This is a genomic window from Oxalobacteraceae bacterium OTU3CINTB1 (assembly GCA_024123955.1).
Taxonomy (GTDB): domain Bacteria; phylum Pseudomonadota; class Gammaproteobacteria; order Burkholderiales; family Burkholderiaceae_D; genus Rugamonas.
On the sequence record CP099652.1, the window covers coordinates 3,691,596 to 3,705,420 of the forward strand.

The following is a 13,825-nucleotide window of genomic DNA, read 5'->3' on the forward strand; positions in this document are numbered from 1 at the left end:
AATCCGCCCTACGTGGAACCGAGGCCATCAAGAGGGAACGGCAGGGGTTCGCCGCGCAGCGCGCCCGCCAGCAGTTTGGCGCTGCCGCAGGCGAACGTGAAACCGAGCGGGCCGTGGCCGACGTTGAGCCACAAGTTGCCGTAGCGCGTGGCGCCGATGATGGGCGCGCCGCCCGGAGTGGCCGGACGCAGGCCGGCCCACGTTTCGACGTTGCCGTAGTCGGCAGCGCCCGGCATGGCTTCCTTCGCCAGCCGCATCAGGCCGTGCACGCGGCGCTCCTCGATGGCGAGCCTGGCGCCGACCAGATCGACCATGGCCGCCACCCGCAGGCGCCCGCCGATGCGCGCGTACAGCACCTTGCGCTCGAAGTCGGTCACGCTGATTTCCGGCGCGTGGTCGACCGCGCGTATCGGCGCCGTCAGGCTGTAGCCTTTCAGCGGATAAAGGGGTAAATAGATGCCGGCGCGGCCCGCCAGATCGCGGCTGTCGATGCCGGCCGCAAGCACATAATGATCGCCGCCGATGGGGCCGATCGAGGTGTCGAGTCCGGACACCCGGCCGCCGTCGACCGTCAAGGCGTGCACATCGGCATGCGTGACGCCGAGGAAGTTCGGGTGTGCCCGCAGGCGCAGCTCCAGCGCCAGGCAGAACGCGTGGCAGTCGGCCACCGCCTCGCCCGGGTTGAAGATGCCGCCAGCCAGCACGCTTTGCAACGCCGCCAGCGCCGGTTCGCGCGCCACGGCGGCGGCCGGCGACAAGACCTCGGCATCGGCGGCGGCCGCGCCGGCCGCGCGCTCGAACAGGGCGCGGTTGCGATAGACGACCAGCTTGCCGGCGTCGCGCCAGGCGAACTCGGAAGGCGGCAGCACCGGCGACAATTCGGCCATCGCGTTGCGGCTCAGTTCGCCCAATTGCAGCAAGGTGGCGGTGGTGCGGCGGTTGGCGTCGGCATTGCAGTTGCGCAGGAATTGCAGGAACCAGCGCCATTGTCTCGGGTCGGCCTCCAGACGGAGCCGTAGCGGCCCGTCCGGCTGGAACAGCCACTGCAGCGCCTTCAGCGGCACCCCGGCGTCGGCCAGCGGCGCCACGTAGCGATAGCTGAGCTGACCGCCATTGCGGTAGCTGGCCATGCTGCCGACTTGCGCCTCGCGCTCGACCAGGCGCACCTGAAAGCCGGCCTCGGCCAACCACCAGGCCGACGTCAGGCCGACCACGCCACCGCCGATGACGACGATCTCGCTCATCGTTCACTGTCTCCCGATGACAACAACATTATTCCGATAGCCGGCCGCAAGCCGGACCGGATGCGGCCCAGAATAGCGCGCCCCGTCCGCCGCTACCAATGAAAACCGGCGCTGGCTCCATAACCTTATGGAATGCGCGTCCGGCAACGTTTCATGCCTCAAGCCCGCGTTTGGCGATTACACTCACGGTATCAAACCCATCGAGGCATGACGATGCTCAGAACCGAAATTCCCAGCCAGGAACATGCCGGCCTGGACCAGTATCCGGTGCCCGACCTGGTCGACACGCTGATTGCCGACCAGCTCAATGCCATCGCCGCGGTCCGCCAGGCGGCGGGGCAGATCTGTGCCGTCGTCGAGGCGGCCGTGCCCCGCATCGCCTCCGGCGGGCGCCTGATCTACGTGGGCGCCGGCACCTCGGGCCGGCTCGGCGTGCTCGACGGCGTCGAACTGCACCCTACCTTTTCTTGGCCGCACGAGCGCGCGCTGTCGCTGCTGGCCGGCGGCAAGGGCGCCATGTTCCAGGCGGTCGAGGGCGCCGAGGATGACGCCGGCCAGGGTGGCGCGGATCTCGCGGCGCTGCGGCCGGGACCGAAGGATGTGGTGCTGCTGCTGGCCGCCTCGGGCGCCACGCCGTACGTGCTCGGCGCGCTGGAGGCCGCCCGCGCCAGCGAGGCGCTCACCGTCGGCATCGCCAACAATCCGGACGCGCCGCTGGTCCTGCGCGCCGGAATCGGCATCACGCTCGATACCGGCCCGGAAATCATCTCCGGCAGCACGCGTCTAAAGGCCGGCACCTCGCAAAAAATCGTGCTCAACACCATTTCCAGCGCCATCATGGTCCGCCTGCACAAGGTCTACGGCAACCTGATGGTCGATATGAAGCCGAGCAACTCCAAGCTGGTCCAGCGCGCCGTGGCGCTGACGATGCACGCCACCGGCGCCGACGAGGCCCGCGCCCGGGCGGCCCTGGCCCAATGCGGCTTTCACGTCAAAGTCGCCATCGTGGCCTTGCTCAAGGAACTATCGATACCGCAGGCGCAGGCCTTGCTCGACCGCAGCGCGGGCAGTGTACGCGCCGCACTCCTGCTACAGTAACGCGAAGATGCGTTATTGAAAGAGGGACCATGCGGTTACGGCACATAGAAGTTTTCCACGCGATCATGCAAGTCGGCACCATCAGCGGCGCGGCGCAAGTGCTGCACATTTCCCAGCCGGCCGTCACCAAGGTGCTGCAGCATTGCGAGCTGCAACTGGGCATGCCGCTGTTCGAGCGGGTGCGCGGCAAGCTGTATCCGAAGCCGGAGGCGCACCGCCTGTTCGCCGAAACCGAAAAGCTGCACCACGAACTGCAAGGCATCCGCCGCCTCGCCGCCAGCCTCAAAAGCCGCACCGTGGAGACCATCCGCCTGGTGGCCACGCCGACGATCGCCGTCAGCGTCTTGCCGCAGGCGATGAGCGAATGGCGCCGCGCCTTCGCCGACACCCGCTGCGAGCTGGCGACGCACCACACCAGCGAGATCATCAACACGCTGCGCCTCGGCGAGGCCGATCTTGGCCTGTCGTTGCAGGACCCGCGCCATCCCGGCATCATCGCCGAACCGATCGCGCAAGGGGTAATGACGGTGATCGCGCCGCCGGGCACCTGGTCGGCGGCGGAAGAGGGCGAGCCGCTGTCGGCCTGCGGCCTGAAAGGCGAGCTGATCGGCTACACCGACAACGATCCGCTGGGCGCGCAAGTGGAGGCCGCCTGCGAGGCGCAAGGCATCGCGCCCTCGGTCCACACCGTGGTGCAAACCTACCAGATCGCCCGCTCGCTGGTGGAGGCGGGCGGTGGCATGGCGGTGGTCGACCCGTTCACCGCCGCCTCGGGACGCGGCCGGCTGCAAAGCCGTCCCTGGTCGCCCGCCATTCCGATCCCGCTATATCTATTGACGCCAGCCCACGCGCCGCTGTCGCACGGCGCACGCCGCTTGGCTGACAGCATTGCGACGGCCGCGAGGACGCTGCTCGAATAGACTTTATTCTTTACTCCGTGGCAAAAATGATACAAATGCCATTCCGCAAATGGAGCCCGGCTGGCATCCTCCTTCTGCGCCGCTCACTTTATGACTAAAAGTTATAACCTCAAAAGCTATTTTCATTGGATGGCGACAAAGTCGAGCGGCTAATCTGGGTTGGCGGGACAGCGCGGCGCAACGACGCCGCCAGCCGCCAGTCGCGATAGATCGCAGGCACATCAAAGGGAGAGGCCGTGAAGGTTAAGAAACTGGCGCACATGATTGCGCTAATAGGTGTTGTGGCCCCGGCGTCGGGACCGGCGCTGGCGCAAAGCGGCGAAGCGAGCATGCAGCGGGTCGAAATCACCGGCAGCAGCATCAAGCGGGTGGCCAAGGAGGGCGCGCTGCCGGTGCAGGTGATCAACTACGACACCATCGAAAAGCAGGGCATCACCAGCACCGAGCAACTGATCCGCACCTTGTCGGCCAACGGCACCGGCGCCGACAACATGACCTCCGGTAATAACGTCTTCGGCGCCGACGCCGACCGCGTCAGCGGCGGCGCCTCGTACGCGTCGCTGCGCGGACTCGGTCCGAACAGCACCCTGGTGCTGCTCAACGGCCGCCGCATCGCCACCTACGGCGCCAGCGGCAAGTCGGTCGACCTCAACGCGATTCCGCTGGGCGCCATCGCCCGGGTCGAGATCCTCAAGGACGGCGCCTCGGCCATCTACGGCACCGACGCCATCGGCGGCGTCATCAACTTCATCCTGCGCACCGATTATCGCGGCCTGGAGCTCTCCTATACCGGCAATTTCACCGAGGAGGGGGGCGGCGCCAAGCGCCGCCTGTCGCTGCTGGGCGGCACCGGCTCGCTGCAAACCGACGGCTACAACCTGATGGGCAGCGTCACCTACGACAACGACGAAAAGCTGAGCTCGCGCGAGCGCTCGTTCGCCAACGGCTTCCAGCCGGCGCGCGGCCTGTCGCCGGACACCACCGGAACGCCGTTCGCCAATCAACTGAACGGTCCGGGCACGGCCCTCGGCGCCGGCTTCAAGATGCCCGGCGACAGCACCACCTATCTGCAGGCGAACCCGCTGAGCTTCCAGGGCAAGTGCGACACGATTCCCGGCATGTCGCAATACCAGACGGCGCTGTGGAAGGACGTCACCGCCGCCACCCGCAGCACCTATTCGTGCGCCTATGATTACGGCGCCGACTACATCATCAGCTTCCCGGTCGAGCGCCTGAACGCCGTCTCGCGCGGCACCTTGCAAATCAACCCGGACCACAAGGTGTTCGTCGAGGCCTTGTACGGCCACAACAAGGCGCTGTCGGAGCTGACGCCGGTGCAGATCTCGGCCACGGTCGCCAACGGCGGCGTCTATCCGGCCGGCGGCGCCTATTACCAGGACCTGTCGCCGTATATTTCCACTTTCGACAAGACCAAGCCGATCTCGTACAAATGGCGCGCCAACGACTGGGGCTATCGCAAGCAAGAGAACGTCACCGACAACGCCCGCCTGCTACTCGGCGCCGAAGGCGTCCTGCTGGGCAAGTGGGACTACCGCGCCGGCGTGTCGCACGGCGAAAGCAAGACCAAGACCCGCTTGCTGGACGGCTACGGCTACACAAGCAAGATCTATGCGGCGCTCGGCACCGGCCTGATCAATCCGTGGCTGACGCCAGGCCAGACCCAGACGCCGGAGGCGATCGCGCTGATTGATTCCACCCGCTATCGTGGCCCGCTGCAGCACGGCAAGACCAAACTGACCCAGATCGACGGCAACATCTCCGGTGAAGTGATGCAGCTGCCGGCGGGGGCGATGTCGATGGCGGTCGGCTTCGACCTGCGCCGCGAAGGCTACAGCTTCGCCCAGGACGTCGACGCCACGCAAATCCTGCTGGCGCCCGGCAACGCGGCGTTGAACGAGGCCACGCGCGACATCAAGGCCTTCTACACCGAGCTGCTGGTGCCCGTCACCAAGGAACTGGAGCTGCAACTGGCCCTGCGGCGCGACCATTACAGCGTGTTCGGCGATACCACCAACCCCAAGGTCTCGTTCCGCTACCAGCCCAACAGTTCGCTGCTGTTCCGGGGCTCGGCCAACAAAGGCTTCCTGGCGCCGAGCTTCACGCAACTGTATTCCGGCAGCCTGCTGCAGGAACTGCCGAACGGCATCATCGACCCGATCGGCTGCCCGGCCAATCCGGGCAATCCGGCCTTCTGCGCCATTCCGCGCCTGGAGTATCTCACCGGCGGCAACACCAGGCTGAAGCCGGAAACCTCCAAGCAGGGCAGCCTCGGCGTTGTCTTCGAGCCGGTCAAGGGCTATTCGGCGTCCGTCGACTACTGGGCCATCAACACGCTCAACCGCATCCTGAACCGCACGCCCCAGGTCGTGCTGGCCAACGCGGCGGCGCTATCCGAGAACATCATCCGCAACCCGGACAACACCATCGCCTACGTCCAAGCCGGCTGGATCAACGCCGCCGGCGCCAAGACACGCGGCGCCGACCTGAGCCTGCGCGGCGAAGGCAAAGTCAGCAACTATAACTGGAACTTCAGCCTCGACGGCACCTACACCAACAGCTTCAAGTTCGCCGAGTTCGAAGGGCAGGAGTACAAGGAGTACGTCGGCAACTTCTACACCCGCGACCTGTATCTGCGCTGGAAGCACAACGCCAGCATCAGCCTGGCCAAGGGCGACTGGAGCGCCATGCTGATCCAGAACTACAGCACCGGCTACAAGGACCAGTTGCCGAACAACGGCAAGTCGACGCCGCCGCCGGGGTTCAATCCCAACGTCAAGGCGTATACCAAGTACGACTTGTCGGCCACGTACAGCGGCATCCGCAACACCACGATCACCGTGGGCATCCAGAACATCCTCGACACCGATCCGCCGTTCACGGCGCACAACGTCGACGAGGTGGTAGGCGCCGGCTGGGACCCGCGCGTGGCCGATCCGCGCGGCCGCTCGCTCAGCGTCTTGCTGAAGTACAAGTTCCTGTAATGTCGGGCGGATTCGGCCGGCGGCATTTCGGCAAGCTGCTGGCCGCCGCCGCAATCGGCACAAACGCGGCGGCGCAAGCGGCCGCGCCATCGTCCAGGCGGAGGAAAACCATGCGCCTGATCAAACCCGCGAGGCTGATGCCGGGCGACCTGGTCGGCATCATCGCGCCGGGTGGCCATACCAATGAGGAAGCGCTGGCGAAGGCGGTCGGCAATATCGAATCGCTGGGCTTGCGCGCGCGTGTCGGCAACAACATACACTATGTCTACGGCAACTACGCGGGCACCGTCCAGCAGCGGCTCGACGATGTGCACGGCATGTTCCTCGACCCCGAAATCAAGGCGGTGTGGGCGATACGCGGCGGCTCGGGCTGCATCTCGCTGCTGGAACACATCGATTACCGGCTGATACGCGCCCATCCGAAAGTGTTGATCGGCTATTCGGACATCACCAGCCTGCATCTGGCGTTTCTTACGCACGCCGGGCTGGTGACTTTCCATGGGCCGGTGGCATCGTCCACGTTCTCGGAGTATGCCGTCACCCAGATGCAAAACGTGCTGATGACGCCGCACGACAACTATACGATCGCGATGTCGGCGGAGAACGCGCTGGCAGGCGAGACGCACGCCAACTATAAGCTTCGCACGATCCACGCGGGCGTCGCCACGGGACGGTTGATTGGCGGTAACCTGTCGCTGGTCAGCGCGCTGGCCGGCACGCCGTACGCGGCCGACTTCACCGACGCCATCCTGTATCTGGAAGACGTCAACGAGGAGCCCTACCGTATCGACCGCATGATGACGCAGTTGCAGCTCAGCCAGGGGTATCGGAAGGCCGCGGCCGTCATGCTGGGCATTTTCGAAAATTGCGATGGGATCGACGGCGAAAGCGCGCTGTCGCTGGACGAAACGGTCGACCAGCACCTGTTGCCGCTGACCCTGCCGGCGGTCACCGGTTACTCCTTCGGCCACATCCGCCATCAATTCACCATGCCGGTCGGCATCAGGGCGCGGCTCGACACCGCGCAGCAAACGCTGACGTTGCTGGAGCCCGGCGTCGTCTAGGGCGGGGCGGGGTGTTACACTGCCGCCTTTCCCGCAAGCCCCACCAGATCCCGTGCACCCATCCCCCACCCAAGAATCCGCGCCGACCGAGCTGCGCGCCTATGCGCTGCATTGCCTGCTGGAAGCCGATCCGACCAGGAAGGTGGGCGCCGTCGCCGCCATGGCCGCCGCCTCCGCAGCAGGCTTGTGCCCGCCGAATCCGGCTGTCATTCTGCAAGCCACGGCCGCCATCCCCGGACGTCCGCAAAAACCCGGTCTGGTGCCGCCGCGCGAAGTGGGGCGCCGTTCGATGAATACGCTGGAAGGGCGCGCCATGCTCATCCACGCGCTGGCCCACATCGAATTCAACGCCATCAACCTCGCCCTGGACGCGCTGTGGCGCTTCCCGGGCTTGCCGCCAAGCTACTACACCGACTGGTTGCGCGTCGCCGACGAAGAAGCGTTGCATTTTTCCCTGCTTGTTGAGCACTTGGGTGCGTTAGGTCACACATACGGCGATTTCACCGCCCACGACAGTTTGTGGGAGATGGTCGAGAGGACCACGGGCGACGTGTTGGCCCGCATGGCGCTGGTGCCGCGCACCTTGGAGGCACGCGGCCTGGACGCGAATCCGCCGCTGCGTGCCAAGCTGGCGCAGGCCGGCGACATGCCCGCAGCCCACATCCTCGACATCATCCTGCGCGACGAGATCGGTCATGTGGAGATCGGCAACCGCTGGTACAGGTATCTGTGCGATCAGCATGGGCTGGAGCCGGGTGCGGCGTATGCCGACCTGGCATTGCGCTATCGCGCCCCGGCGTTGCGCGGCCCGTTCAACGTCGAGGCCCGTGTGCAGGCCGGTTTCACGATGGATGAAATCCGCGCGATGGGTGGCTAGCGGAGCAAAACTACACACGCCGATTGCCTAAACCACCGGGTCCATTGCCTGATCCAACAGTGCGAATCAACCGCTCCGAATGCGCTTAATATAATTAATACTACCTCATCCAGAGGAGGCCTTTAAATCATTAGCCATTAGGACGCCAAGCCATGAACGACCTTAGCCAAGTTACACTCTCCAGGCGGGAACTATTGATCGCCGGCGCGCTGTCGGCAACTGCCAGCGCCGTACCGTCGATCGCCGCCGCCCAGACCGGCAACGCGGCCGCAGCGCAATCCGCCGCCGCGCCTGTGAGCGCGAAGGTCACGTTCCAGGTCAACGGCGAAGTCCGCAAGCTCGAGCTCGATACCCGCACGACCTTGCTCGACGCCCTGCGCGAAAACCTGCACCTGACCGGGACCAAGAAAGGTTGCGACCATGGCCAGTGCGGCGCCTGCACGGTAATCGTCGACGGCCGCCGCATCAATTCCTGCCTCACCCTTGCCGTGATGCACGAAGGCGCCAAGGTCACCACCATCGAGGGACTGGGCACGCCCGCCAAGCTGCATCCAATGCAGGCCGCCTTCGTCAAGCACGACGGCTACCAGTGCGGCTACTGTACCCCGGGGCAAATCTGTTCGGCCGTGTCCGCCCTTGAAGAGATCAAGCAGGGCATCCCGAGCCACGTCAGCCCGGATCTGACCGCGCGTCCGCTGCTCAACGCCACCGAATTGCGCGAACGCATGAGCGGCAACATTTGCCGCTGCGGCGCCTATTCCAACATCATCGACGCGATCAGCGAAGTCGCCGGGAGCGCCGCATGAGAGCCTTTACTTACCAGCGCGCGTCGACACCGGCAGAAGCTGCCGCGCTCGCCGCACGCACGCCCAACGCCAAGTTCATCGCCGGCGGCACCAATCTGCTGGACCTGATGAAGCTGGAGATCGAAACCCCGGGCCACCTGATCGACGTCAATGCCGTCGGCCTCGACAAGATCGAAAGCACGCCGCAGGGCGGCTTGCGCATCGGCGCCATGGTGCGCAACACTGACCTGGCCGCCGACGAGCGCATCCGCCGCGATTATGGCGTGCTCTCGCGCGCCTTGCTGTCAGGCGCCTCGGCGCAGCTGCGCAACAAGGCCACCACCGCCGGCAACTTGTTGCAGCGTACCCGTTGCCCTTATTTCTACGACACCAACCAGGCCTGCAACAAGCGCGCGCCGGGCAGCGGTTGTTCGGCCATCGCCGGCCACAGCCGCAACCACGCCATCGTCGGCGTCAGCGACGAGTGCATCGCCACCCATCCGAGCGACATGGCCGTCGCCATGCAACTGCTGGACGCGGTGGTCGAAACGGTCCGTCCCGATGGTTCGACCCGCAGCATCCCAATGGCGGAGTTCCACCGCCTGCCGGGCAAGACGCCGCATATCGAAACCACGCTGACCGCGGGTGAGATGATCACCGCCGTGACCTTGCCCAAGCCGCTGGGCGGCAAGCATTACTACCGCAAGGTGCGCGACCGCTCGTCCTACGCCTTCGCACTGATCTCGGTGGCCGCCGTGGTGTTGCCGGACGGCACCGGCCGGGTGGCGCTGGGCGGCGTCGCCCACAAGCCCTGGCGCATGCCGGGCGCGGACGACAGCATGGCGCGCGGCGGCAAAGCCGTGGCCGCCCAGTTGCTGGCCGGCGCCAAGACCACCCAAGAGAACGCCTTTAAGATCACCCTGGTTCAGCGCACGATAGAATCTGTGCTGGCGGAAGCGAAGAAAGCCTGACGCCATGAAATTCACCACTCCAGCCACCACCAATCCGATCGACCAGCTCAAGCTCGTCGGCAAGCCCCTGGACCGCATCGACGGCCCGTACAAGACCACCGGCACCGCGCCGTACGCCTATGAACAGCACGAGGCGGCGCCCAACGCCGCCTACGGCTATGTGGTCGGCGCCGCCATCGCCAAGGGACGCATCGTCTCGATGGACCTAGCCGCCGCCAAGCGCGCGCCCGGCGTCATCGCCATCGTCACCGCCGACAACGCCGGCAAGCTGGGCAAGGGCAAGATGAACACCGCCAAGCTGCTCGGCGGACCGGAGATCCAGCACTATCACCAGGCGGTCGCGCTGGTGGTGGCCGAGACCTTCGAGCAGGCGCGCGCGGCGGCGCAGTTGGTCCAGGTCAAGTACGCGGCCGCCAAGGGCGCCTACGACCTGGCCAAGGAAAAGGACAAGGGCGTGCCGCACAAGGACAAGGAGAACGCCGACTCCAAGGTCGGCGACTTCGCCAGCGCGTTCGCCTCGGCGCCGGTGCGCCTCGACGCCACTTACACCACGCCCGACCAGTCGCACGCGATGATGGAACCGCACGCGTCCATCGCCAAATGGGACGGCGACAAGGTCACCGTGTGGACCTCTAACCAGATGATCGCCTGGGGCCAGGGCGACGTCGCCAAGACGCTCGGCATTCCCAAGGAAAAAGTGCGCCTGGTGTCGCCGTACATCGGCGGCGGCTTCGGCGGCAAGCTGTTCGTGCGCGCCGAGGCGGTGCTGGCCGCGCTGGGCGCCAAGGCGGCCAACCGGCCGGTCAAGGTCACCTTGCAGCGGCCGCTGATGTTCAACAATACCACGCACCGGCCGGCGACGATCCAGCGCATCCGCATCGGCGCCAGCCGCGAGGGAAAGATCACCGCCATCGGCCACGAGAGCTGGTCGGGCGACCTGCCGGACGGCCAACCGGAAACGGCGGTCAACCAGACCAAGCTGCTGTACGCGGGCGCCAACCGCATGACCAAGATGCGCCTGTCCGTGCTCGACCTGCCAGAAGGCAACGCCATGCGCGCGCCGGGCGAGGCGCCGGGCCTGATGGCGCTGGAAATCGCGGTCGACGAGCTGGCGGAAAAACTGAAGATGGACCCGGTGACGTTCCGCATCATCAATGACGTCACGCACGATCCGGCCAAGCGCGAGCGCAAGTTTTCGCAGCGCCGGCTGGTCGAGTGTCTGCGCAACGGCGCGGAGCGCTTCGGCTGGAGCGCGCGCAGCGTCGAGCCGGGCAAGGTGCGCGATGGCCGCTGGCTGGTGGGCATGGGTGTCGCCGCGGCATTCCGCAACAACATCGTGATGAAGTCCGCTGCCCGCGTGCGCCTGGACAGCAAGGGCGTTGTCACGGTCGAGACCGACATGACCGATATCGGCACCGGCACCTACACCATCATCGCGCAGACCGCCGCCGAGATGATGGGGTTGACTATCGACAAGGTGGTGGTCAAACTCGGCGACTCCGATTTCCCGGTCTCGGCAGGTTCCGGAGGGCAGTGGGGCGCCAACAGCTCGACGGCGGGCGTGTATGCCGCCTGCGTCAAGTTGCGCGAGGCGATCGCGCAGAAGGCCGGCCTGAACGCCGCCGAGGCCGAATTCACCGGCGGCTCGGTGCGCGCCGGCGGCAAGTCCGTGACGTTGCAGCAAGCCGCTCAGGATGGCGAGATTGTTGCCGAGGACACCATGGAGTACGGTGACCTCGACAAGAAATACCAGCAATCGACGTTCGGCGCGCACTTCGTCGAGGTGGCCGTCGATGCCTACACCGGCGAAACGCGCATCCGCCGCATGCTGGCCGTGTGCGCGGCGGGCCGTATCCTCAATCCCAAGTCGGCGCGCAGCCAGGTGATCGGCGCGATGACGATGGGCGCCGGCGCCGCCTTGATGGAGCACCTGGTCGTCGACAAGCGTGCCGGTTTCTTCGTCAACCACGATCTGGCCGGGTATGAAGTGCCGGTGCACGCCGACATTCCGCACCAGGAAGTCATTTTCCTGGACGAGACCGATCCGATCTCGTCGCCGATGAAAGCCAAGGGCGTGGGCGAGCTGGGAATTTGCGGCGTGGGCGCGGCCATCGCCAACGCGGTCTACAACGCCACCGGTGTGCGCGTGCGCGACTACCCGATCACGCTCGACAAGCTGATCGAAAAGATGCCGCTGACCGCTTAAGTGTTGGCAAAATGCCATCATGTCGGCGCCCCGCCTATCGAACGGGGCGCCGGCATGCATTACAATGCATGCTTCCCAACACTGAAAGCAGCGCATGGAATGGCTATTCGACCCAAACATTTGGGTCGGTCTGTTTGCATTAATCGTTCTCGAAATCGTCCTTGGCGTCGACAATCTCATCTTCATCGCGATCCTCGCCGATAAACTGGCGCCGGAGCAGCGCGACAAGGCGAGGCTCGTTGGCCTGAGTCTGGCGATGCTGATGCGCCTGGGCTTGTTGAGCGTAATGTCCTGGCTGGTCACCCTGACCGAACCGCTGTTCTCGATTGCCTCGCTAAGCTTCTCCGGACGGGATTTGATCCTGCTGCTGGGCGGCTTCTTCCTCCTGTTCAAAGCCACGATCGAACTCCACGAGCGGGTCGAAGGCAAGGTGCACGAAACCCAAGGTGGCTCCAGGGTCTATGCCGGTTTCGGCGCGGTCGTCGCCCAGATCATCGTGCTGGACGCGGTGTTTTCACTCGACGCCGTCATCACGGCCGTCGGCATGGTGGACGAGCTTGGCGTGATGATGGCCGCCGTTATCATTTCGATGGGCGTGATGCTGCTCGCCTCCAAGCCGCTGACGCGCTTCGTCAACGCCCATCCGACCGTGGTGGTGCTGTGCCTGAGTTTCCTGTTGATGATCGGCCTGAGCCTGATTGCAGAAGGTTTCGGCTTCCACATTCCGAAGGGCTACCTGTACGCCGCCATCGGCTTCTCGGTGGTGATCGAGGCGCTGAACCAGCTGGCGCGCCGTAATTTCGTCAGCCGCGAGTCACGTGTTCCGTTGCGCGACCGTACCGCCGATGCCGTGTTGCGCCTGTTGGGCAGCAAGAAGCGCTTCGCCGCCGGCGGCGAGGAAGAGGACACCACGACCACCGTGGCGCCGGAAGCGTTCGAGCAAGAGGAGCGCAACATGGTCAGCGGCGTGCTCAGCTTGTCCCAGCGCTCGGTGCGCTCGATCATGACGGTGCGTTCGAACATCTCGTGGATCGATCTGGATGCGGACACGGCCACCATCCAGGGTCAGATCCTGGAAACGCCGCACAGTTTCTTCCCCGTCAGCCGGGGGCAGCTGGACAACATCATCGGTGTCGTCCGCGCCAAGGAGTTGATGGCCAATTTGGCGCGCGGCGTACCGATTCCTCCGGAACATATCCGCGAGCCCATCATCATGCCCGAGGCCAGCGGCGTGCTGAAGGTGATGGAAACGTTGAAACGTTCGCGTGGTCAACTGGTGCTGATCGCCGACGAGTACGGCACCATCCAGGGCGTGGTGACGCCGATCGATATTCTGGAGGCGATCGCCGGCGAGTTCCCCGACGAGGACGAGCAGCCGGATGTGCAGGAGCAGGGACCGAATTGCTGGCGCGTCGCCGGCACGGCCGATCTGCATTATCTGGAGCAGGTGCTGGAGACGGACGAACTGATCAGTGAGAACGACGACTACACGTCGCTGGCCGGCTTCATGCTGGAGCGCCTCGGCAACCTGCCGACGGTGGGCGAGGCGGTCGAGGTGGACGGTCTGCGGTTCGAGGTGATCGAAGTGGTGGAGCGCCGCATCGCGGCCGTGATGGTGACGCGCGTCGAACCATCCACGCCAGACGACGAGTAATACG

10 protein-coding genes are annotated in these 13,825 nt (G+C 65.4%); 9 read left to right on the forward strand and 1 reads right to left on the reverse strand.

Annotated features, from left to right (window positions below):
- Positions 1 to 8: 8 nt before the first annotated feature.
- Positions 9 to 1,244: a D-amino acid dehydrogenase gene (locus tag NHH73_16160; protein USX24163.1), complete on the reverse strand. Its 1,236-nt coding sequence runs from the start codon at positions 1,242 to 1,244 to the stop codon at positions 9 to 11.
- Positions 1,245 to 1,457: 213 nt separating this feature from the next.
- Here NHH73_16160 and NHH73_16165 point away from each other — a divergent pair, with 213 nt between their 5' ends.
- From NHH73_16165 to NHH73_16205, 9 genes are all read left to right on the forward strand, one after another.
- Entirely contained in the window at positions 1,458 to 2,342 is an 885-nt protein-coding gene (locus NHH73_16165) for an N-acetylmuramic acid 6-phosphate etherase (protein ID USX24164.1), read from the forward strand.
- A gap of 29 nt (positions 2,343 to 2,371) precedes the next feature.
- Entirely contained in the window at positions 2,372 to 3,262 is an 891-nt protein-coding gene (locus NHH73_16170) for a LysR substrate-binding domain-containing protein (GenBank protein ID USX24165.1), read from the forward strand.
- A 236-nt stretch (positions 3,263 to 3,498) separates the two neighbouring features.
- The gene (locus tag NHH73_16175; protein ID USX24166.1) at positions 3,499 to 6,264 is read left to right on the forward strand and encodes a TonB-dependent receptor; all 2,766 of its coding nucleotides are present in this window, start codon (positions 3,499 to 3,501) and stop codon (positions 6,262 to 6,264) included.
- On the forward strand, positions 6,264 to 7,328 hold the full coding sequence (locus NHH73_16180; GenBank protein USX24167.1) for an LD-carboxypeptidase: 1,065 nt from the start codon (positions 6,264 to 6,266) through the stop codon (positions 7,326 to 7,328). Before NHH73_16175 ends, NHH73_16180 begins: the two co-directional genes overlap by 1 nt.
- Before the next feature lie 52 nt (positions 7,329 to 7,380).
- Complete coding sequence (locus tag NHH73_16185) at positions 7,381 to 8,205, forward strand: ferritin-like domain-containing protein (GenBank protein ID USX24168.1); 825 nt, start codon at positions 7,381 to 7,383, stop codon at positions 8,203 to 8,205.
- Between the two features lie 152 nt (positions 8,206 to 8,357).
- Positions 8,358 to 9,011, forward strand: coding sequence for an aldehyde dehydrogenase iron-sulfur subunit (paoA, locus tag NHH73_16190; GenBank protein USX24169.1), 654 nt, complete (start codon positions 8,358 to 8,360; stop codon positions 9,009 to 9,011).
- The gene (locus NHH73_16195) at positions 9,008 to 9,961 is read left to right on the forward strand and encodes a xanthine dehydrogenase family protein subunit M (GenBank protein USX24170.1); all 954 of its coding nucleotides are present in this window, start codon (positions 9,008 to 9,010) and stop codon (positions 9,959 to 9,961) included. The genes paoA and NHH73_16195 overlap by 4 nt, the downstream gene beginning before the upstream one ends.
- 4 nt (positions 9,962 to 9,965) lie before the next feature.
- Positions 9,966 to 12,167, forward strand: coding sequence for a xanthine dehydrogenase family protein molybdopterin-binding subunit (locus tag NHH73_16200; protein USX24171.1), 2,202 nt, complete (start codon positions 9,966 to 9,968; stop codon positions 12,165 to 12,167).
- Between the two features lie 94 nt (positions 12,168 to 12,261).
- On the forward strand, positions 12,262 to 13,821 hold the full coding sequence (locus NHH73_16205) for a TerC family protein (GenBank protein ID USX24172.1): 1,560 nt from the start codon (positions 12,262 to 12,264) through the stop codon (positions 13,819 to 13,821).
- The last annotated feature ends 4 nt before the right edge of the window (positions 13,822 to 13,825 follow it).

What these genes read in the sequence shown, in the direction of transcription:
- NHH73_16170 (USX24165.1), top strand. Translation starts at nt 2,372, where the DNA reads ATGCGGTTACGGCACATAGAAGTTTTCCACGCGATCATGCAAGTCGGC.
- NHH73_16165 (USX24164.1), top strand. Translation starts at nt 1,458, where the DNA reads ATGCTCAGAACCGAAATTCCCAGCCAGGAACATGCCGGCCTGGACCAG.
- NHH73_16195 (USX24170.1), top strand. Translation starts at nt 9,008, where the DNA reads ATGAGAGCCTTTACTTACCAGCGCGCGTCGACACCGGCAGAAGCTGCC.
- NHH73_16160 (USX24163.1), bottom strand. Translation starts at nt 1,244, where the DNA reads ATGAGCGAGATCGTCGTCATCGGCGGTGGCGTGGTCGGCCTGACGTCG.
- NHH73_16205 (USX24172.1), top strand. Translation starts at nt 12,262, where the DNA reads ATGGAATGGCTATTCGACCCAAACATTTGGGTCGGTCTGTTTGCATTA.
- NHH73_16200 (USX24171.1), top strand. Translation starts at nt 9,966, where the DNA reads ATGAAATTCACCACTCCAGCCACCACCAATCCGATCGACCAGCTCAAG.
- NHH73_16180 (USX24167.1), top strand. Translation starts at nt 6,264, where the DNA reads ATGTCGGGCGGATTCGGCCGGCGGCATTTCGGCAAGCTGCTGGCCGCC.
- paoA (USX24169.1), top strand. Translation starts at nt 8,358, where the DNA reads ATGAACGACCTTAGCCAAGTTACACTCTCCAGGCGGGAACTATTGATC.